At 67.2% G+C, this 18505-nt stretch carries 19 protein-coding genes; 5 read left to right on the top strand and 14 right to left on the bottom strand.

Annotation, left to right across the window (positions count from 1 at the left end; all coding sequences use genetic code 11):
- Nucleotides 1-39 precede the first annotated feature (39 nt).
- Together A7W11_RS02040 and A7W11_RS02035 are read right to left on the bottom strand one after the other, a co-directional pair.
- Nucleotides 40-1218 carry an isovaleryl-CoA dehydrogenase gene (locus tag A7W11_RS02040; RefSeq protein ID WP_066407080.1) on the bottom strand — a complete coding sequence of 393 codons (1179 nt, stop codon included), beginning with the start codon at nucleotides 1216-1218 and terminating at the stop codon, nucleotides 40-42.
- A gap of 174 nt (nucleotides 1219-1392) precedes the next feature.
- Nucleotides 1393-1782 carry a MerR family transcriptional regulator gene (locus tag A7W11_RS02035; protein ID WP_066124403.1) on the bottom strand — a complete coding sequence of 130 codons (390 nt, stop codon included), beginning with the start codon at nucleotides 1780-1782 and terminating at the stop codon, nucleotides 1393-1395.
- An 84-nt stretch (nucleotides 1783-1866) separates the two neighbouring features.
- On the opposite strand from A7W11_RS02035, the gene A7W11_RS02030 reads away from it, so the two are divergent.
- The gene (locus A7W11_RS02030) at nucleotides 1867-2928 is read left to right on the top strand and encodes an MBL fold metallo-hydrolase (RefSeq protein WP_066407076.1); all 1062 of its coding nucleotides are present in this window, start codon (nucleotides 1867-1869) and stop codon (nucleotides 2926-2928) included.
- Between the two features lie 51 nt (nucleotides 2929-2979).
- Here the strand turns inward: A7W11_RS02030 and A7W11_RS02025 are convergent, their stop codons facing one another.
- Nucleotides 2980-3606 carry a LysE family translocator gene (locus A7W11_RS02025; RefSeq protein WP_066407066.1) on the bottom strand — a complete coding sequence of 209 codons (627 nt, stop codon included), beginning with the start codon at nucleotides 3604-3606 and terminating at the stop codon, nucleotides 2980-2982.
- A 215-nt stretch (nucleotides 3607-3821) separates the two neighbouring features.
- Here A7W11_RS02025 and metC point away from each other — a divergent pair, with 215 nt between their 5' ends.
- Nucleotides 3822-5018 carry a cystathionine beta-lyase gene (gene metC / locus A7W11_RS02020; RefSeq protein WP_066407064.1) on the top strand — a complete coding sequence of 399 codons (1197 nt, stop codon included), beginning with the start codon at nucleotides 3822-3824 and terminating at the stop codon, nucleotides 5016-5018.
- Between the two features lie 69 nt (nucleotides 5019-5087).
- Here metC and A7W11_RS02015 read toward each other — a convergent pair whose 3' ends face one another.
- From A7W11_RS02015 to A7W11_RS01995, 5 genes are all read right to left on the bottom strand, one after another.
- Nucleotides 5088-5726, bottom strand: a complete 639-nt coding sequence (locus tag A7W11_RS02015) for a thiol:disulfide interchange protein DsbA/DsbL (RefSeq protein WP_066407061.1) — start codon at nucleotides 5724-5726, stop codon at nucleotides 5088-5090.
- 63 nt (nucleotides 5727-5789) lie between these two features.
- Nucleotides 5790-6497, bottom strand: coding sequence for an SPOR domain-containing protein (locus tag A7W11_RS02010; protein WP_066407058.1), 708 nt, complete (start codon nucleotides 6495-6497; stop codon nucleotides 5790-5792).
- A gap of 9 nt (nucleotides 6498-6506) precedes the next feature.
- A complete protein-coding gene (argS, locus tag A7W11_RS02005) occupies nucleotides 6507-8204 on the bottom strand; it encodes an arginine--tRNA ligase (protein WP_066407056.1) in 1698 nt (565 codons plus the stop codon).
- A 332-nt stretch (nucleotides 8205-8536) separates the two neighbouring features.
- Nucleotides 8537-9499, bottom strand: a complete 963-nt coding sequence (locus tag A7W11_RS02000; RefSeq protein ID WP_235816780.1) for a Bug family tripartite tricarboxylate transporter substrate binding protein — start codon at nucleotides 9497-9499, stop codon at nucleotides 8537-8539.
- Nucleotides 9500-9559: 60 nt separating this feature from the next.
- Nucleotides 9560-10414 carry a TauD/TfdA dioxygenase family protein gene (locus A7W11_RS01995; RefSeq protein ID WP_066407032.1) on the bottom strand — a complete coding sequence of 285 codons (855 nt, stop codon included), beginning with the start codon at nucleotides 10412-10414 and terminating at the stop codon, nucleotides 9560-9562.
- 134 nt (nucleotides 10415-10548) lie between these two features.
- Here A7W11_RS01995 and A7W11_RS01990 point away from each other — a divergent pair, with 134 nt between their 5' ends.
- From A7W11_RS01990 to A7W11_RS01980, 3 genes are all read left to right on the top strand, one after another.
- Nucleotides 10549-11352, top strand: a complete 804-nt coding sequence (locus A7W11_RS01990; RefSeq protein ID WP_066407030.1) for an IclR family transcriptional regulator — start codon at nucleotides 10549-10551, stop codon at nucleotides 11350-11352.
- A gap of 98 nt (nucleotides 11353-11450) precedes the next feature.
- Nucleotides 11451-11801, top strand: coding sequence for a DUF1840 domain-containing protein (locus tag A7W11_RS01985; RefSeq protein ID WP_066407028.1), 351 nt, complete (start codon nucleotides 11451-11453; stop codon nucleotides 11799-11801).
- A gap of 128 nt (nucleotides 11802-11929) precedes the next feature.
- Nucleotides 11930-12247 carry a hypothetical protein gene (locus A7W11_RS01980; RefSeq protein ID WP_066407026.1) on the top strand — a complete coding sequence of 106 codons (318 nt, stop codon included), beginning with the start codon at nucleotides 11930-11932 and terminating at the stop codon, nucleotides 12245-12247.
- A gap of 204 nt (nucleotides 12248-12451) precedes the next feature.
- Here the strand turns inward: A7W11_RS01980 and A7W11_RS01975 are convergent, their stop codons facing one another.
- The 6 genes from A7W11_RS01975 to A7W11_RS01950 all read right to left on the bottom strand — a co-directional run.
- Nucleotides 12452-13252, bottom strand: a complete 801-nt coding sequence (locus tag A7W11_RS01975) for a carbohydrate ABC transporter permease (RefSeq protein ID WP_066407023.1) — start codon at nucleotides 13250-13252, stop codon at nucleotides 12452-12454.
- The gene (locus A7W11_RS01970) at nucleotides 13249-14112 is read right to left on the bottom strand and encodes a carbohydrate ABC transporter permease (RefSeq protein ID WP_066407020.1); all 864 of its coding nucleotides are present in this window, start codon (nucleotides 14110-14112) and stop codon (nucleotides 13249-13251) included. Before A7W11_RS01970 ends, A7W11_RS01975 begins: the two co-directional genes overlap by 4 nt.
- Before the next feature lie 84 nt (nucleotides 14113-14196).
- Nucleotides 14197-15492 (bottom strand): ABC transporter substrate-binding protein, encoded by a 1296-nt coding sequence (locus A7W11_RS01965; RefSeq protein ID WP_066407018.1) that lies wholly within the window; start codon nucleotides 15490-15492, stop codon nucleotides 14197-14199.
- Between the two features lie 50 nt (nucleotides 15493-15542).
- Nucleotides 15543-16580 carry an ABC transporter ATP-binding protein gene (locus A7W11_RS01960; protein WP_066407016.1) on the bottom strand — a complete coding sequence of 346 codons (1038 nt, stop codon included), beginning with the start codon at nucleotides 16578-16580 and terminating at the stop codon, nucleotides 15543-15545.
- 142 nt (nucleotides 16581-16722) lie between these two features.
- Nucleotides 16723-17544 carry a phosphodiesterase gene (locus A7W11_RS01955; RefSeq protein ID WP_066407014.1) on the bottom strand — a complete coding sequence of 274 codons (822 nt, stop codon included), beginning with the start codon at nucleotides 17542-17544 and terminating at the stop codon, nucleotides 16723-16725.
- A 15-nt stretch (nucleotides 17545-17559) separates the two neighbouring features.
- On the bottom strand, nucleotides 17560-18505 hold a 946-nt coding region (locus tag A7W11_RS01950), incomplete at its 5' end, for an ABC transporter ATP-binding protein (protein WP_066407009.1).

Genomic DNA, 18505 nt, shown 5'->3' with positions numbered 1-18505 from the left:
TCAGCCGGAGGGGCGGCGTCCACGGCGGGACGCGCGCCCTCAGGCCGTTTCGTTGAACAGCTCCCGGCCGATCAGCATGCGGCGGATCTCGCTGGTGCCGGCGCCGATCTCGTACAGCTTGGCGTCGCGCCACAGGCGGCCGACCGGGTACTCGTTGATATAGCCGTTGCCGCCCAGGATCTGCACGCCTTCGCCAGCCATCCAGGTGGCCTTCTCGGCGGTGTACAGGATGAGGGCTGCGCAATCCTTGCGCACCTGGCGCACGTGCTCGCGGCCCAGGCTATCCATGTTCTTGCCCACGGCATAGCAGAAGGCGCGGCTGGCCTGCAGCACGGCGTACATGTCGGCAATCTTGCCCTGGATCAGCTGGAACTGGCCGATGGCCTGGCCGAACTGCTTGCGGTCGTGGATGTAGGGCACGGCCACGTCCATCACCGCCTGCATGATGCCCAGCGGCCCGCCCGACAGCACAGCGCGCTCGTAGTCCAGGCCGCTCATCAGCACTTTCACGCCGCCGTTGACTTCGCCCAGCACGTTCTCGGCGGGCACTTCGCAATCCTGGAACACCAGTTCGCCCGTATGGCTGCCGCGCATGCCCAGCTTGTCCAGCTTCTGCGCCACCGAGAAGCCCTTGAAGCCCTTCTCGACCAGGAAAGCGGTGATGCCGCGCTGATGGGCCTCGGGATCGGTCTTGGCGTAGACCACCAGGGTGTCCGCGTCGGGGCCGTTGGTGATCCACATCTTGGTGCCGTTCAATACGTAGCGGTCGCCTTTCTTCTCGGCGCGCAGGCGCATGCTGACCACGTCGGAGCCGGCGCCCGGCTCGCTCATCGCCAGCGCGCCCACGTGCTCGCCCGACACCAGCCTGGGCAGGTAGCGCGCCTTCTGGTCGTCGTTGCCGTTACGGAAGATCTGGTTCACGCACAGGTTGGAGTGCGCGCCATAGGACAGGCCCACCGAGGCGCTGGCGCGGCTGATCTCTTCCATCACCACCATGTGGGCCAGGTAGCCCAGGCCCGTGCCGCCGTACTCCTCGCTGACCGTCATGCCCAGCACGCCCAGATCGCCGAACTTGCGCCACAGGTCCATCGGAAACTGGTCGGTGCGATCCACCTCGGCGGCGCGCGGGGCGATCTCTTCTTGTGCGAAAGCGCGCACGGCGTTGCGCAGCATGTCCAGGTCTTCGCCCAGGTCGAAGCTGAGGCCGGGAATATCCATCGTCGTCTCCGTGACAGTATGCACTTACTTTTATGGTGTGCTTCGTAGTCGCCGACGCATCGTGGCCGGCTGCGCCATCATGCGCGCCGCTGGCTTGCGGAGCAATGATGCAGTGCAACTATAACGTTTACGTAAACGTAAAGTAGACAGGGAAAACCCGTACCCGGCCACGCTTCAGGGAATCACCCTGCCGTGCGCCAGCAATTCGCGGCAGTTGATTTCCTGGTTCTCGATTTCCTGCAGGGTCTCGTCGATGTCGCGGCGCTGCTGCTCCAGCTGGGCGCGATGGCGGGCCAGCACGTTCAGGTACTCGCGCAGTTGCGAGGCCGTGTCGACCGGGCTTTCGTACATGTCGATCAACGCGCGGATCTCGGACAGTTGCAGGCCCAGCCGCTTGCCGCGCAGCGCCAGCTTCAGCCGGGTGCGGTCGCGCGTGCCGTAGACGCGGTTGCGCCCGTCGCGCGCCGGGCTGACGATGCCCTGGTCTTCGTAGAAGCGGATCGTGCGGGGCGTGATGGCGAACTCGCGGGCGAGATCGGAAATGGTCCAGGTTGACGGCGGCATGCGATGTATGGCAGTTTACGTAAACGTAAATTATGCTGGCCGGCCTGCCCCGTCAAGCCGCCGCTTTCACGTAGGCCTTCGCAGATGAATCCCAACGAACATCAACTCCAGTATCCCTGGGGCGACGCGCAACCCGAAGCCGGCACCTCGCAAACCGTGGCCGACGGCGTCAAATGGATCCGCATGCCGTTGCCGTTCGCGCTGGACCATATCAATCTCTGGCTGCTGCGCGACGAGATCGACGGCCGCCAGGGCTGGACCATCGTCGATTGCGGCATCTCGCGCGAGGAAGTGAAGACGCTCTGGAACCAGGTGTTCGAATCGCAGTTGGAAGGCCTGCCGGTGCTGCGCGTCATCGTCACCCACATGCATCCCGACCACGTCGGCCTGGCGCACTGGCTCTGCGAGCGCTGGAACGCGCCGCTGTGGATGAGCATGACGGACTACGTCACCGCCTGCCTGTGGTGTTCCGATAAAAGCGGCTCGGGTCCCAATGGCGAGGCCGCGGTGCGCCATTTCGCCCGCCACGGCATGACCGACCCCGAGTCGCTGGAACAGATCCGCCAGCGCACGGGTTATTTCATCAACCTGGTGCCGTCCATGCCGCGCAGCTACGTGCGCCTGCTGCACGGCGACACGGTGCGGATCGGCGCCAATCAGTGGCAGGTCATCGTGGGCTACGGCCACGCGCCCGAGCACGTCTCGCTGTACAGCGATGCGCTGCGCGTGCTGATCTCCGGCGACATGGTGCTGCCGCGCATCTCCACCAACGTCAGCGTGTTCGCCTACGAGCCCGAAGCGAATCCGCTGCCGTTGTACCTGAACTCGCTGGACCGCTACGAAGGGCTGCCCGGCGACGCGCTGGTGCTGCCCTCGCACGGCCGCCCGTTCAAGGGCCTGCACGAGCGCATCGCGCAGCAGCACAGCCACCATGCTGATCGCCTGGCCGAAGTGCTGGAAGCCTGTGCCACGCCGCAGTCCACTTCCGACATCGTGCCGGTGCTGTTCCGCCGCAAGCTGGACCTGCACCAGATGACCTTCGCCATGGGCGAGGCGCTGGCGCACCTGCATGCCTTGTATTTCGAGGGCAAGCTGACCCGCGCGCAGGGCCAGGATGGGATCGTGCGGTTTACCACGGCGGCATGATCCTCATGCCGAAGCAGGCTGCCGCGCAGCTTGCCACGGCATCGCCAAGACTCAGCGGCTGGACGTCACCAGCCGCAGCGCCAGTCCCACGAACACCACCGCCGCCAGGCGGTTCAGCACGCGCTGCGCCAGGGGCGAGCGCTGCAGCAGTTCACCGAACGCACCGGAAAAGAACGCGATGGCGCTGAACACCAACAGCGCCGCCACCATGAAGGCCACGCCGAGCTCGACGATCTGCAGGGCCAGCGGGCCGGCATCGGGCTGCGTGAACTGCGGCAGGAAAGCGAAGAAGAACAGCAGCACCTTGGGATTGGTCAGGCTCATGAAGACGCCGCGCCGGTACAGCGCCAGCGACGGCATGCGCTCGGGCCGGTCCACGCCGCTGGCGCCCACCGGCGCGCGCCACGCGCCCCAGGCCAGATAGGCCAGGTACGCCGCCCCCGCCAGCTTCAAGACCGTGAAGGCCACCGGCGACGCGGCGACGACCCCCGCCAACCCCACCGCCACCGCGGCCGTATGGCCCAGCACGCCGGTGCACAGGCCCAGCACCACCATCATGCCTGCGCCGCGTCCCCACATGGCCGATTGCACAAGCACGAACAGGTTGTCCGGTCCCGGCGCCAGGGCCAGCAGTACGGCGATACCGAAGAAGGCGATGAGGGCGTCCAGGGGAAGCATGCGGGTCTCCGTTTTTTGCCGCCGGGCCGTCCCAAGGCAAAGACGGCCCCCTCGGGGGCAGCAAGCCGGAGGCGCAGCGTGGGGGCCTTTTCTGGGCAGCCCACGATGCAGCGGATCGCAGGCAATGCCGCCGATCATACGGGAAGTCCCGGCCCGGCGAGCGACAGGTATAAGATTGGCCCAGCCCTCCTTTCCAAATCCTGCCGCATCGCTCCATGTCCTCAGATTCCCGCAAGCACATCGATACCGTCCTGCAGCACACCGGCACCGCCCGCTTCGATCCCGACACCGGTGTGGCGCCCGTCAATCAGCCGTCCGTACGCGCCAGCACCGTGCGCTTCCGCGACCTGACCGCGCTGGAAAACGCCTACCGCCGCAAGGCCGCGGGCGAGCGCGCCATCACCTATGGCCGCGCCGGCATGGACACCCACCTGGCGCTGGAAAGCATCTTCAACGAACTGGAAGGCGGCACGCATTGCTACCTGTCCTCGTCGGGCATGGCCAGCAACACGCTGGTGTTCATGGCCCTGCTGTCGGCGGGCGACCACGCGCTGGTGGCCGATTGCGTGTACGGCCCCGTGCGCGAACTGCACGACGCGGTGCTGTCGCGCCTGGGTATCGAAATCACGTACTTCTCGCCCGATGCCGACCTGGAAACGCTGGTGCGGCCCAACACGCGTCTGCTGTATGCCGAGTCGCCGGGCTCGCTGCTGTTCCAGATGATGGACATGCGGGCGCTTGCCGCCTTCGCCGGCAAGCACAAGCTGGTGCTGGCCACCGACAACACCTGGGGCTCTGGCTACGTGTACCGTCCGCTGGAACTGGGCGCGCAGGTGTCGGTGATCGCGGGTACGAAGTACGTGGGCGGCCACTCCGACCTGATGCTGGGCGCGGTGGTGACCAACGACGAAGACATCGCCCGCCGCCTGGGCCGCACGCAATACGCGATGGGCTATTCGGTCAGCGCGGACGACGTCTGGCTGGCGCTGCGCGGCGTGCGCACCATGCCGATCCGCATGACGCAGCATGCCAGGCACGCCATGGCCGTCTGCGAATGGCTGGCCACGCGGCCCGAGGTGTCCCGCATCTACCACCCGGCGTGGCCACAGGATCCGGGCCACGCGCTGTGGCAGCGCGACGCCACGGGCTCGAACGGCATGCTGGCCGTATCGCTGAAGCTGTCGCCCGCGGCGGCGCGCCGTTTCGTCGAAGCGCTGACGCTGTTCGGCATCGGCTTCTCGTGGGGCGGCTTCGAAAGCCTGGTGCAACTGGTGTCGCCGAAGGATCTGGCGAACCATGCGTACTGGCAGGAAGGCGAGCTGGCGGCGGTGCGGCTGCACATCGGCCTGGAGGATCCGCGCGATGTGATTGCGGATCTGGAGCAGGCGTTGAGCAAGGCCGCCGGGGTGTAATCCCGCCATGAAAAAGGAGCGCATCAGAGCGCTCCTTTTTTGTCCGATGGCGGCTGGCGCCGCGCCGGATCAGCGGTTGCCCGCGCGCGCCAGCGGGATCAGCTTGTCCACTTCCTTCAGGGCGCCCTCGTAGCTGTTGCCGGCCATCACGGGCGAGGTCAGGAACTTGCCGCCCACGGTGAACGACGGGGTACCGTCGATCTGCGAGGCCTGGCTCAGTTGGTCGGCGCGCTGCACCTGGCTGGTGACGCTGAACGAGTCGAACACGGATTCGAACTTGGCACGGTCCACGCCTTGCGAGGCCACCCACTCGGCGATGGCCGACTTCGTGAACAGGCGCTTCTTCTCGACGTGGATGGCGTTGAAGACCTTGGGATGCAGGTCGGCGCGGTCCATGGCCTGCAGCGTGTAGTACAGCTGCTGCAGCGGCTTCATGCCGGCGTTGAAGGCGATCGGCACTTGCTTGACGACCACGTCCTGCGGCGCCTTCTTGGCCCATTCTTCGACCATGGGCTCCATGGCGGCGCAGTGCGGGCAGGTGTAGGCGAAGTACTCGACGACCTCGATCTTGCCCGGGGTGTCGGACGGCAGCGCCGGGTTGAGAACCTTGTAGGCCTGCGTGCCCTGGGCCTGGCTGGCCGGGGCGAAGAAGCTCATGGCGGCCAGCGCGGCGGCGGCGACGAAACGGGTGAAGGTCTTGGACTGCATCAGTCTTCTTCCTGAGATAAATGAGATGAGTGACAGACTGCGGACGAGGCCGGGAAGTTCCGCCTATTGCTGGCGCACCACGGTGGACTCGATCTTGTTCTCGCCCAACCGGCTGCGCGCGCGGTTCATGTCGTCCAGCTTGGCAAAGGGGCCGACCCGCACGCGATTGATCTGCGAGCCATTGCTTTCGGCGCGCTGGACGGCCACCGGCATGCCCAGCAGCAGGATGCGGGCGCGCAGCGCCTCGGCGTCCTGCTGGCCGCGGAAGGCGCCCGCCTGCAGATAGTAGTTGCCCGATTGTTGCGGGGCCGTGGCAGGCTTCGCGGTGGAAGGCGCCACGGCGGCCGGCTTGGCCGACGGGGCCGCAGGCTTGGCTGCCGGCGCAGCAGGCGCAGCCTGTGTCTGCGCTTCGCCGCTGGACGGCAGCGTGGCGATCAGCGCGCCCAGGTCGTCCGGCGGACCGGACGGCTTGCTGGGCTGCACGCCCGGCAACGGTACCGACGGCGTGTCGGCCATGGGGCCCGTGGGCGTATTGCCCGCCGGGCCATCGCGGCCATAAAGGGCCTTGTTGGGATCGTCCACCTGGCGCGGGTCCGCGGCCTTGCCGGTGTCGTTCTGGCGGGTGGCGCGGTCGACGAAGGGCATGGGCGCGTTCGTGACGTAGAACGCGACCACGGCGGCGACGATCAGGCCGATCAACAGCCCTGCCAACACGCCGTACATCATGCTGCCGCCCTCGCCGGAACGGCTGGATTTGCGCTTGGTAGCCATATCGCTCCGTTACTCGCCGCGATCCAGGCGGTCGGGCGCGGTCACGCCCAACAGCGCCAGGCCGTTGGCCAGCACCTGGCGCGTGGCATCGGCCAGGCGCAGGCGCGCCAGGCGCAGCGCCTGATCGTCGACCAGCATGCGCTCGGCGCCGTACCAGCCATGCAGGTCGGCGGCGCAGTCGCGCAGCCAGAACGCAATGTGGTGCGGAGCCAGTTCCTGCGCGGCCAGCTTCACCACCTGCGGGAACTCGGCCAGGCGCTGCATCAGCGCGAACTCGGTCGGCGCGACCAGCAGCGTGGTGTCGGCCGCGGCGATGGCCGAGGCCTCGGCGCCGGAGTTGGCCGTGACGGTACGGATGCGGGCGTGCGCGTACTGGATGTAATAGACCGGGTTCTCGTCGCTCTTGGACAGGGCCAGGTCGATGTCGAACACGAACTCGGTATCGGCGCGGCGCTGCGCCAGGAAGAAGCGCACCGCGTCGCGGCCCACCCATTCGATCAGGTCGCGCATGGTGACGTAGCTGCCGGCGCGCTTGGAGATCTTCACCTCTTCGCCGCCGCGCACCACCTTGACCATCTTGTGCAGCACGTAGGAGGGGAAATCCTTCGGGATGCCCACTTCCAGGCCCTGCAGGCCGGCGCGCACGCGGGCCACGGTGCCGTGGTGGTCGCTGCCCTGGATGTTGACGGCGTGGTGGAAGCCGCGCTCCCATTTGGCCTTGTGATAGGCGACATCGGGCACGAAATACGTGTAGCCGCCTTCGCGCTTGCGCATCACGCGGTCTTTGTCGTCGCCGGTGCCCAGCTCGGTGGTGCGCAGCCACAGCGCGCCTTCCTGCTCGTAGGTGTGGCCGCCGGCGATCAGCGCGCGGACGGTTTCCTCGACGCGGCCCGACGTGTACAGCGAGCTTTCCAGGTAGTAGTTGTCGAACGACAGGCCGAAGGCCTGCAGATCCAGGTCTTGCTCGCGGCGCAGATAGGCCACGGCGAACTGGCGGATGTCGTTCAGGTTGTCGACGTTGCCGCTGGCCTTCACGGGTTCACCGTCGGAAGCCTGCACCGTGGCGCCGGCCTGGAAATCGCGGGCGATGTCGACGATGTAGTCGCCCTTGTAGCCATCGGCGGGCCAATCGGCGGAATCGGTCTCGATGCCGCGCGCGCGGGCCTGCACGCTGATGGCAAGATTCTCGATCTGGTTGCCGGCGTCGTTGTAATAGAACTCGCGCGTGACGTCATGGCCGCTGGCGTCGAACAGGCGGCAGATGGCGTCGCCCAGGGCCGCCTGGCGGGCGTGGCCGACGTGCAGCGGACCGGTGGGATTGGCCGACACGAATTCGACCAGCACTTTCTCGTTGCTGCGCGGGGCGCGGCCGTACTGGTCGGCCTGCCGGGCCACCACGGCGATCACGGCCTGGCGCGCCGCGGCGGTCAGGCGGAAATTGAGGAAGCCGGGGCCGGCGATCTCGGCCGACTCGATCAGGTCGCGCGCCTGCGGCTCGGCCAGCAGCGTGTCGACGATCTGCTGCGCCAGCTCGCGCGGGTTGCGTTTGGCGGGCTTGGCCAGCTGCATGGCCACGTTGCACGCGATGTCGCCGTGCGCCGCGACTTTCGGCCGCTCGAGCTGCACGTTGGGCTGGGCGTCGGGCAGGGCGCGCGCGACCGCGGCCTGGATCAGGGAAACGAGTTGTCGTTGTTGCTCGAGGAGCATGGATGACCGGAGAAATGAGTCAGTGAAGGCATGTACGCCGCGGGGACGTACTCGCATGCCCGGGGCCTGGGCCGAGGCGCGCCGGGGCCGGCGCGGCACAGGGGCGGCGGACCGGCAAACCGCCTAGATCATAGCGTGAATTGATGTCGCAAGCCGGCAGGCCACCACACGGCCCGGGCCGCGCCGGGCATGAAGGGACAGATCGCGTACCGAGGCATTCCCGGGGAGGCCGCCACGACGATGCCGCGCCGGCCGGCGAAAGAACCGGCATGGTGCGCGGCCTCACTGTTGCGGTCAGCCCGGCTCCGCGCAGGCGGCGACCAGCGACCGGCTCACTCCACCTGGATGCCGCTGCGCAGCACGACGGGGCGCCATTTCTCGATCTCGGCACGCAGGAACCGGTTGAACGCATCCGGGGTGGATGCCACGGGCGTCATGCCCAGTTCGGACAGCCTGGCGCGCATCGCGGGCGTTGCCAGCACGGCCGCCGTGTTGTCGCGGATGTCCGTCAGCACCGCCTGCGGCGTGCCCGCCGGCGCGATCAGGCCGAACATGCTGCCGACGTCGAAGCCCTTGAAGGCCTCCGCTACCGTTGGAATGTCCGGGTAGGCCGGATCGCGCTGCGGCGAAGCCAGCGCGATGATCTTCAGCCGTCCGCTCTTGACCAGCGGCAACGCGGACTGCAGCACGTCGAACATGATGTCCACTTGCCCGCCGATCAGGTCGGTCTGGGCCGGGCTGCTGCCCTTGTAAGGCACGTGCACGATATCCACGGCAGCCACGTTCTTGAACAGCTCGCCCGCCAGATGCGTGGAGGTGCCTGCGCCGGGCGAGGCGTAGGACAGCTTGCCGGGCTGCTTGCGGGCCATGTCCACCAGTTGGCCGACCGTACTGAACGGCGCGTCGGCCCGGGCCACCAGCACCAGCTTGGAATCCACCAGTTGCGTCACGCCAGTCAGGTCGCGCAGCGTGTCATAGGACATGCTGCGGCGAACCAGCGGATTGATGGTGAAGGCGCTGTTCACGATCCCGATGACCTGCCCGTCCGCCGCGGCCTTCGCCACCTGGTCGGCCCCGATCATGGTTCCCGCGCCGGGCTTGTTCTCGACGATGACGGGTTGCTTCCATCGGGCCTGCAACCCTTCGGCCAGCAAGCGCGCCAAGGTATCGGTGGGCCCGCCAGGCGGGAACGGCACGATCAGGCGCACCGGCCCGTTGGGATAGGCCTGTGCCGGCTGCGCACAGGCTGCAAAGACCGCCAGGGCGCACAGCGCCGCGCTCAGAATGCGTTTCACGATGTCTCCTCTGCCGCTGTGCGGCTTGTTATGTGGGGTGCTGCGAAAAACGGGGCAGGCTCACGCGTCCAGCGTGGTGGTGCGGCGCAGTTCCCGGCGGACCGAGAGGTCGAAGGCGCGGCCGCGGTGCAACGTGCTGCGGTTGTCCCACATCACCAGGTCCCGAGGCTGCCACGCATGGCGGTAGACGAAACGGGGCTGCGTGGCGTGTTCCAGCAGATCCATCAGCAGAAGGCGGCCTTCCGCCAGCGACAGTTCCATCACGCGGCTGGCGTGCGCGCCGATGAACAGCAGGTCACGCCCGCTGCCGGCATGCCGGCGCACCAACGGCCACACGGCCGAAGGAATGGCGCGGCGCTGTTCCTCGGTGTAGTCGGTATCGCCCAGCAGGAAGCGGGAATGCAGCGCATAGTGCTCGGCCGACAGGCCCGCCAGCCGCTGCTTCTGCGGCTCGGGCAACGCGTCGTAGGCGGCTCGCACGTCGGCGAACTCGGTCTCCCCGCCCTCGGCCGGCAACACCACCGCGTGCAGCATCGAATAGCGCGCGGCAGGCGCCTGGAACGAACTGTCGCTGTGCCAGAGCTGATTGGCGAGGTTGCCCACGATCTTGCGGTGGTTGCGGTCCGCCACCTGGCCGTCCTCGGCCACGTTGGAGATATCCAGCAGTTCGTCGTGCTGCAGGCGGGTCGCCGATTTGGACGCTTTTTTGAAACCCAGGTCCAATTCTCCGAACGTTCGCGCGAAACGCAGTTGCTGCTCCGGTGTCAGCGCCTGGCCGCGGAAGACCAGCACCGCGTGTTCATCCATGGCGCGGCCGATGTCGGCAATCTGCTCGTCGTCCAACGGCTGCGTCAGATCGATTCCCTCTGCCCGGGCGGCAAAGCCCTCCCGGATGGACGTCAGCGTCAATCCCATGTCATCATCCTTTTTATGAAACTACATTTTATTATATTGACTAAGTTGCGAAAAAACACGCTACCCGCCTAAGGGGATTCCCGTAAAATGAAACTTCCAGGCCATCCGGCCGATTTCACGTATTGGAAATCACCATGCAAGACACCCAGTTCGGCGCCGAATCTGCAGAAGGCGAAGTCAGCGCCCTGGCACGCGGCCTGGCGGTCCTGCGTTTCATCGGCGGCCAGGAAACCGCTCCCACGCTCAAGGACATCTCTGAAGGCACGGGCATTCCGAAGGCCACCACCCTGCGTCTGGTCGGCACCCTGACGGCGGCCGGGTTGCTGCGCCGCCCGCCAGGATCGGAGCGCTACGCGCTGGGGCCCGGCGTGATGGCGCTGAGCCACGCCTACCTGTCCCGCATCGATCTGCGCGCCGAAGCGCGCGGACCCATGCGCGCCTTCGCCGAAGAAGCCGGCGTCACGGTGCACCTGGGTACGCGGGACCGCCTGGAGATGGTGCTGCTGGAATCCGTGCGGCCGGCATCGGCCGCCATCGTCATGCGCATCGGCATCGGCGCCCGGTTGGGGCTGGCCACCTCCGCCTCGGGGCGCGCCTACCTGGCCGGCCTGCCGGAAGAAGATCGCCATCGCCTGATCGACAGCCTGCGGGTCGGCCTGGACGACCGCTGGCCCATGCTGGCTGAGCCGCTGCAGCAGGCGCTGGCGCAATACCAGGAGGAGGGATACGTCGCCTCTTTCGGCGAATGGCACCCGGACGTGAACGCCGTTGCCACGCCACTGGTGATGCCGGACGGCGAGATCTATTCGCTGAACTGCGGGGGGCCTGCCTTCAAGCTGCCGCCCGAGGTGCTATGCCACAGCGTGGCGCCGCGCCTGCTGGAATGCGCGCGTTCCATCATGGACATTGTCGGGGGAATGCCTGCCTCCACCGCCTGAGCGCGCGCACCGCGGCGCGGCGCCATGGCGCATGGGTGGCAGCCCCGCACGGCCTGAGGTAGTGTACGGAATTGCCCCCTATTTCAGGAGAAGCCGACATGCTGGTCACTTTCCATTCCAAGGCCGTCGCCGACGTCCTGATGCGTAGCGCCGACGTGGGCCCACTGCTGAATGCCGCCGGCAAGCCGGTCGGCGACCAGATTCCCGAACGCGGCGTCTTCACCCGCGACCAGCTTCCGGCCGCCATCGCCGGGCTGGAGCGAGCCATCCAGGCCGACAGCGGCCATGGCGATCCCCAGGACGACGAGAACGACCCGGACAAGCCGCCGGTCAACCCGATCGACCAGCCCGTGGCGCTGCGCAACCGCGCATTTCCGCTGTTGGACATGATGCGCAAGTCGCTGGAAGCCGGTGAAGACATCACGTGGCAGACTTCGCGAGGGTGGTGAATCGCCCTATGGGGCATAGCGGACCTTCATAAAGCGTGTGGCGCAGCAATGTCGCAGCGCTGACATTCGACGACATCGTTTTGCCTCATACTTTCCTTCCCTGAAACCACGCCTCCCAGGAGACAGCCATGCGCAGCGACGTTACCGTGATCTTCGACGCCAGCCACTCGGTCGACCTGTCCGTCGACGTCGACCCGTCCCCGCAACGCGCTACCCAGGCGCGTGACTGGTTCGAAGGCGCCTGGGAAACGCTGGGCTGCGAACCGCTGCGCCCCAGCGGCAAGGTGCTGCTGCTGGACAAGATCATGGGCGTGGCCGACGCGCTGGGCTACGACACGCTGAAGCACGACGAGAAGGAATCGCGCGAATTCGCCGAACAGGCGGCGCTGGCGCTCGGCAAAGCTCGCATCACCGTGGATCTGCCGGGACTGACGGTCGGATACTGACATAACCTTCCCCGCGCGTCGTCGGACTACACAAGGGAATTTCTCAGAGGCTGGCAACGCCTGTCTCATTCCGGCCGGTACGATCTGAACCGGCTCAAAGAAGCGATGCTGCTATGGGTCGCCCACGAAACGCCGCTCCCCGCCGAATGGACTGACAGGCGATTGGCACGGGCACCGGGAATGCCATATCGCTATCGGCGCGTCCTACCGGATCCCCGCCCGCATGAACGACTGCACGAACTGCCGCTGAAACAGCAGGAACGCCACCAGCAGCGGCGCGGCGGACAGCAGCGTGGCCGCCGTGATCACCGACCAGTCGATACCCTGGTCGGATGACGAGAACACCTGCAAACCCACCGTCAGCGGCCGCGACTCGACCGAATTGGTGATGATCAGCGGCCACAGGAAGTTGTTCCAGTGGTAGCTGACCGACACCAGGCCATAGGCCACGTACATCGGCCGCGCCAGCGGCACATACACTTTCCACAGGATCTGCAACGGCCCCGCGCCCTCGACGCGCGCCGCGTCTTCCAGTTCGCGCGGCACAGTCTTGAAGGTCTGCCGCATCAGGAAGATGCCGAAGGCCGAGGCGAAGTACGGCAGGCCGATGGCGAACACGGTGTCGCGCACGCCCATCAGCGTCATGGTGCGGTAGTTCTCGACCAGCAGCGCATCCGGCATCACCATCAGTTGCACCAGCACCAGCAGGAACAAGGTGTCGCGCCCCCGGAAGGTGAAGCGCGCGAAGGCGTAGGCGGCCAGCGTGCACAGCACGAACTGCACGCCCGTCACCATGGTGACCAGCACGAAGGTGTTCAGGAAGTAACGCGCGAAGGGCGCCGAGTGCCAGGCGCGCTCGAAGTTTTCCAGCGTCAGCGGCGCCAGCAGCTCGAAGCGCGTGGCATAGGCCGCGGGATGAAAGGCCGCCCAGGCCGCATAGGCCAGCGGCAGAATCCACAACAGGCCCAGCAACCAGGCGCCCACGGTATCGAGCGTGCGGTTCATTGATAGTGCGTCCTGCGGTCGAGCCAGCGGAACTTGGCCAGCGTCACCAGGGCCAGCACGCCCAGCAGCACGACCGTCAGCGCGGCGGCGTAGGCGGTGTCCCAAAAGCTGAAGCCCACCTGGTAGATGTAGTACAGCAGCAGCGTGCTGGCGTTGTCGGGGCCGCCGCGCGTCATCACCACCACGTGGTCGACCATGCGCACCGCATTGATCAGCGCGTTCACCAGCACGAACAGCGTGGTGGGCATCAACAGCGGCCACAGCACGCGGCGGAAGTACTGCCAGCGCGACGCGCCCTCGAGCAGCGCGGCTTCTCGCAAGGCCGGCGACATCGACTGCAGCGCCGCCAGGTAGAAAATCATGAAGAAGCCGGCTTCCTTCCACACCGTGACCAGCATCAGCGCGGGCAAGGCAGTCTCGCGGTTGCCCAGCCAGTTCGGGCCGGGCATGCCGAACGCCTGCAGCACCTGCGCGATCAGGCCGTACTGCGGCGTGTAGAAGAACAGCCAGATGTTGGCCACGGCCACCATGGGCAGCACGGTGGGCGTGAAGTAGGCCATGCGCAGGAAGCCGCGTCCCGCCAGCTTGCGGTCGACCCACAATGCCATCGCCAGCGCCACGCCGATGGATACCGGCACGGTCACCAGCGCGAACCACAGGTTGTTCCACAGCGCCTGCCAGAACACGGGGTCGTCGCGCAGCGCCGCGTAGTTGTCCAGACCCACGAAGCGGGCGGGACGATTCGCCTTGGGAGTGCTGAAGAAGCTGTGCCAGATAGTGGCCAGCGCGGGGTAATGCGTGAAGGCAGCCAGCAGCACGAGGGAAGGCAGCAGCATCAGCCAGGCATACACCTGGGCCATGCCGTTGCCCGCACGGCCAGCGGTGGCCCGGCCAGGAACTGCGGCGTCGGGGGACGGGCGCATCGCCATGACCGGGCCCGCGCCTTACTTGTACGGGCGCAGGATGCGCTCGGCTTCGCGTTGGGCGTCGGTCAGCGCCTGTTTGGGCGTCTTGGCGCCGGTCAGCGCGGCCTGCAGCGCGTCGTTCAGCACCTTGGTCACGCGCTGGTTCTCGTGCGTGGAGAACTCGGCCACGCTGACGGCCAACTGGTCGCGCGCGACTTCGGCGGCCGGCACTTCCTTCACGTACTGCTTCATCTTGTCGGTCTGCCAGGCGGCCGGCGTGACGGCGACGTAGCCGGTGGCGATGCTCCAGTCGGCGGCGCGCTCGGGCGTGGTTGCCCACTTCACGAACTTGATCGCGGCCTGCTGCTGGGCCGGCGTGGCCTTCTTGAACACATAGAAGTTGCCGCCGCCCGTGGGGCTGCCGCCACGCTTGCTCTTGGGCATCATCGCCACGCCGTAGGGGAACTTCGCGTTGCTGCGGATGTTGGTCAGGTTGCCCGTGGTGGTCCAGACGATGGCGGCCTTCTTTTCCAGGAAGTCCTTGGGCGTGGTGCCCCAGTCGGTGGTGCCCTTGGGCATCACGCCGTGCTTGTAGGCCAGGTCATGCCAGAACTCGGCGGCCTCGATCACGCCCGGCTTGTCCAGGTAGACCTCGTTGCCCGCCTCGTTCATCAGGATCGCGTCGTTGGGCGTGGTCAGCGCCTGGAACAGCCAGTAGGCGAAGGCGCCGCCCGAGGGGATCTCGATGCCCCACTGCGTGACGTTGCCCGAGGCATCCTTCCTGGTCAGCTTGCCGGCGACCTCGACCAGTTCCTTCCAGGTGGCGGGCGCGCGCTCGGGGTCCAGGCCCGCTTCCTTGAAGAGTTCCTTGTTGTAGTACATGACGATGGTGGAACGCTGGAACGGCACGCCCCACACGTGGCCGCCGGTGCGGCTGTTCTGCATGAAGGCGTCGTAGAAACCGCCCAGCCACTTCTTGTCTGCTTCCGTCTTGGCCACGGAGTCGATCGGCACGATGGCGTCTTCGTCGATCAGCGTGAACATGTCGGTGGACAGCAGCACGGCCAGTTGCGGCGGCGTGCCGCCCTTCTGCGCCGTCAGGGCCTTGGCCACCGAGTCCTGGTACGAGCCGGCGTACACGGGCTTGATGCGGATGTCCGGGTTCTCGCGGTTGAACTGCTCGGCCATGCCGTCGACGATCTTGGTGACGGGGCCGCCGACCGCGACCGGGTAGTAGAACTCGACTTCGACCGGCGACTGCTGCGCCTGCGCGGGCAGCGCCAGCGCGCCATAGGCCAGTGCGGCGGCCAGGGTCTTCAATACGATGCGTCGCATGGGTGTTTCCTTTCCGTTTGCGTGAGGTTCGCCGTGCCCGGGCGAGAGGTTCAGACTGCGGGTGCCGCCGCGTCGGCGGCGAAGAAATGCTGGTGCTGCGGATCCCATGCCAGGCCCACGCGCCCGCCGTGGCGCAGTTCCGGGTGGCCGGCCATGCGCACGGCCGCCAGGCAACCGCCCAGGCGGCATTGCACGATGGAATCCGCGCCGAAGTATTCGATGGCTTCGACCGTGGCCGACACGCCGTCGTCATGCAGGCGCAGGTGCTCGGGACGCACGCCCAGAGTGTCCATGCCCGCGGGCACGCCGGCCAGCGCGGGTCCATGCGTGCCGGAGATGACGGGCTGGCCATGCAGCAAGGCCAAGGGAATCAGGTTCATGGGCGGCGTGCCGATGAAGCGCGCGGCGAACGGCGTGGCGGGCCGTGAGTACAGGCCCGCCGGGGTATCCCGTTGCTCGATTCGCCCGGCGCGCATCAGCACGACCTGGTCGGCCATGCTCATGGCCTCGGTCTGGTCGTGCGTGACGTAGATCATGGTGATGCCGAGTTCGCGCTGCAGATTGCGGATCTCGCGGCGCATCTCGTGGCGCAGTTGGGCATCCAGGTTGGACAGCGGCTCGTCCATGAGGCACACCGGGGCCTCGGAAATCACGGCGCGCCCCAATGCCACGCGCTGCTGCTGGCCGCCCGACAATTGCGCGGGCCGGCGGTCCAGCAGCGCCTGCAAGCCCAGCAGCCCGGCCACGCGCTCGACGCGGCGCGGGAAGTCGCGCGCGGGTTCGCGGCGCACGCGCAGGCCGAACAGCAGGTTCTCGCGCACTGTCAGATGCGGGAACAACGCGTAGGTCTGGAACACCATCGAGATGCGGCGTTGCGCCGGCGCCATGCGGGTGACGTCGCGGCCGCCGATGAGGATGCGGCCGGAGGTGGGCTCGTCCAGCCCGGCGATCATGCGCAGCGTGGTCGACTTGCCGCAGCCCGACGGGCCCAGCAATGCCGTGAAACTGCCCGCGGGCGCACTGAAGCCGACCCCGTCGACGGCGGCCGTGTCGGCATATCGCTTGGTGAGGCTTTCGAGGACGAGCATGGGATTTTTCTTCTGAGCGCGGCCAGGGTCTGTCACCCTTGAAAGGCCACGAATGAAATCCTTTTCATTCTGGCCAGCGAACATGACCGAGCGATGTCAAAACCGGCCTGCCGCAAGCGCACCACAGGCCGGAAGCAAGGCGTCATTCGTCGATCAGTTCGCCGCCTTCATGGAAGGGGAACGGACCCGGGTAGTCACCGATGTACGCATGGTGAGTGACCAGCGCGCTGTGGCGCCATTCGTGCAGATGGAAGCCCGGCGGCTCCATGCGGAACGCCGAGGGGCCGTCCGGCCGCAGATCCAGCGCCACCTGGTGCGCGGTGCTGGGCGCGGTGGACGCCACGGTGCCGGCATAGCGGCGGAAGATCGTGCGATGCAGATGGCCGCACATGATGCGCTCGACGTTGCCGTGCTGGCGGACGATGGCCTCGAAGCGCTCGGCGCCTGTCAGCAGGCCGATGGCGTCCATGTGGCCGATGCCGGTGATGAATGGCGGGTGATGCATCACGATGACGGTGGGACGTTCCGGCTGTTCGGCCAGGCGCTCGGCCAGCCAATCCAGGCGGCGTTCGCACAGCGCGCCGTGGCTTTGCATCGGCACGACGGTGTCCAGCACGACGATGCGCAGCGGATAGTCTTCCACCGTGTACTGCACGAAACCGTCCACGCCGCCCAGATAGGCGTGGCTGTCGAACACGCTCTGCAGTTCGGCGCGCGCATCGTGGTTGCCCGGCAGCAGGTAGTACGGCGCGGCCAGGCGGTCCAGCATGGCCTTCAGGTGCTGGTATTCAGCGGCACGGCCGAAGTCGGTCAGGTCGCCGCTGATCATCACCACGTCGGGCGCGGGGTCCAGCGCATTGAGGGCCGCCACGGCGGGCGGCAGGAACTGGTCGGTCTCCACGATGCGATAGGCTTTCTGGCCAGGCATGCGGATATGCAGGTCGGTGATTTGCGCAATCAGCATCTCGCGCTCCATGGTTCAGTGAATGATCAGCTGTACGCTGACCGTTTGTCCCGTCTGGTAGGCGCTGTCGGGCGGGGCGGCCACGGCGAAGCGCTGGCCGTCGTCCAGGCCGATCTCGTAGCGCACCGAGCCCCCCAGGAAGAAACGGGCCAGCACGCGGGCCTGCAAGGCCCCGGGATGCGGCGGGCGCAGCACGGCCTGGTGCGGCCGGAAGGAAACGGTCTCTTCGCCCTCGACCAGCATGCTCCCCTGCGTCCCCGCCTGCAAGCGGCACAGGGTGCCCAGGAAATCGGCGACGAATGCGGTATCGGGGCGGCGGTACAGCGACTCGGGCGTGCCGATCTGTTCGAGCCTGCCCGCCGACATCACGGCGATGCGGTCGCCCAGCATCATGGCCTCGTCCTGGTCGTGCGTGACGATCAGCGTGGTGATGCCCAGTTCGCGCAGCATCTGCGACAACTCCACGCGCAGGTGTTCGCGCAGCTTGGCGTCCAGGGCGGTCAGCGGCTCGTCCAGCAGCAGCACGCGCGGCTCGATGGCCAGCGCGCGCGCCAGCGCGACGCGTTGCCGCTGGCCGCCGGACAACTGCGTGACCGCGCGACCGGCATGCTCGCGCATGCGCATCAGGTCCAGCATCTCGGCCACGCGGCGCTGGCGAGCGGCGGCGTCCTGTCCGCGCACGCGCAGGCCATAGCCCACGTTGTCGGCCACCGTCATGTTGGGAAACAGCGCGTAGTTCTGGAACACCACGCCCACGCCGCGCGCCTCGGGCGGCTGCGCCGTGACGTCCTCGTCGCCGAACCGGATGCGGCCGCCCGCGTCAGGACGCTCCAGACCGCACACCATGCGCAGCAGCGTGGTCTTGCCGCAGCCCGATGGGCCCAGCAGGGCCAGGATCTCGCCGCCGGGCACGTGCAGATCCAGCGGGTGCAGGGCGCGGGTACCATCCGGCCAGGTCTTG

This window comes from Bordetella ansorpii (genome assembly GCF_900078315.1).
Classification (GTDB): Bacteria; Pseudomonadota; Gammaproteobacteria; order Burkholderiales; family Burkholderiaceae_B; genus Bordetella; species Bordetella ansorpii.
This window is presented reverse-complemented; position numbering and strand designations above follow the sequence as displayed.

Excerpts from the sequence above, each read along its gene's own strand:
- A7W11_RS02010 (WP_066407058.1), bottom strand. The coding sequence starts at position 6,497 with ATGGCTACCAAGCGCAAATCCAGCCGTTCCGGCGAGGGCGGCAGCATG.
- A7W11_RS01965 (WP_066407018.1), bottom strand. The coding sequence starts at position 15,492 with ATGCGACGCATCGTATTGAAGACCCTGGCCGCCGCACTGGCCTATGGC.
- A7W11_RS02030 (WP_066407076.1), top strand. The coding sequence starts at position 1,867 with ATGAATCCCAACGAACATCAACTCCAGTATCCCTGGGGCGACGCGCAA.
- A7W11_RS01975 (WP_066407023.1), bottom strand. The coding sequence starts at position 13,252 with ATGAACCGCACGCTCGATACCGTGGGCGCCTGGTTGCTGGGCCTGTTG.
- A7W11_RS01960 (WP_066407016.1), bottom strand. The coding sequence starts at position 16,580 with ATGCTCGTCCTCGAAAGCCTCACCAAGCGATATGCCGACACGGCCGCC.
- A7W11_RS01990 (WP_066407030.1), top strand. The coding sequence starts at position 10,549 with ATGCAAGACACCCAGTTCGGCGCCGAATCTGCAGAAGGCGAAGTCAGC.
- A7W11_RS02040 (WP_066407080.1), bottom strand. The coding sequence starts at position 1,218 with ATGGATATTCCCGGCCTCAGCTTCGACCTGGGCGAAGACCTGGACATG.
- A7W11_RS02035 (WP_066124403.1), bottom strand. The coding sequence starts at position 1,782 with ATGCCGCCGTCAACCTGGACCATTTCCGATCTCGCCCGCGAGTTCGCC.
- A7W11_RS02015 (WP_066407061.1), bottom strand. The coding sequence starts at position 5,726 with ATGCAGTCCAAGACCTTCACCCGTTTCGTCGCCGCCGCCGCGCTGGCC.
- A7W11_RS01985 (WP_066407028.1), top strand. The coding sequence starts at position 11,451 with ATGCTGGTCACTTTCCATTCCAAGGCCGTCGCCGACGTCCTGATGCGT.
- argS (WP_066407056.1), bottom strand. The coding sequence starts at position 8,204 with ATGCTCCTCGAGCAACAACGACAACTCGTTTCCCTGATCCAGGCCGCG.
- A7W11_RS01980 (WP_066407026.1), top strand. The coding sequence starts at position 11,930 with ATGCGCAGCGACGTTACCGTGATCTTCGACGCCAGCCACTCGGTCGAC.
- A7W11_RS02025 (WP_066407066.1), bottom strand. The coding sequence starts at position 3,606 with ATGCTTCCCCTGGACGCCCTCATCGCCTTCTTCGGTATCGCCGTACTG.
- A7W11_RS01955 (WP_066407014.1), bottom strand. The coding sequence starts at position 17,544 with ATGCTGATTGCGCAAATCACCGACCTGCATATCCGCATGCCTGGCCAG.
- A7W11_RS01970 (WP_066407020.1), bottom strand. The coding sequence starts at position 14,112 with ATGGCCCAGGTGTATGCCTGGCTGATGCTGCTGCCTTCCCTCGTGCTG.
- metC (WP_066407064.1), top strand. The coding sequence starts at position 3,822 with ATGTCCTCAGATTCCCGCAAGCACATCGATACCGTCCTGCAGCACACC.
- A7W11_RS01995 (WP_066407032.1), bottom strand. The coding sequence starts at position 10,414 with ATGGGATTGACGCTGACGTCCATCCGGGAGGGCTTTGCCGCCCGGGCA.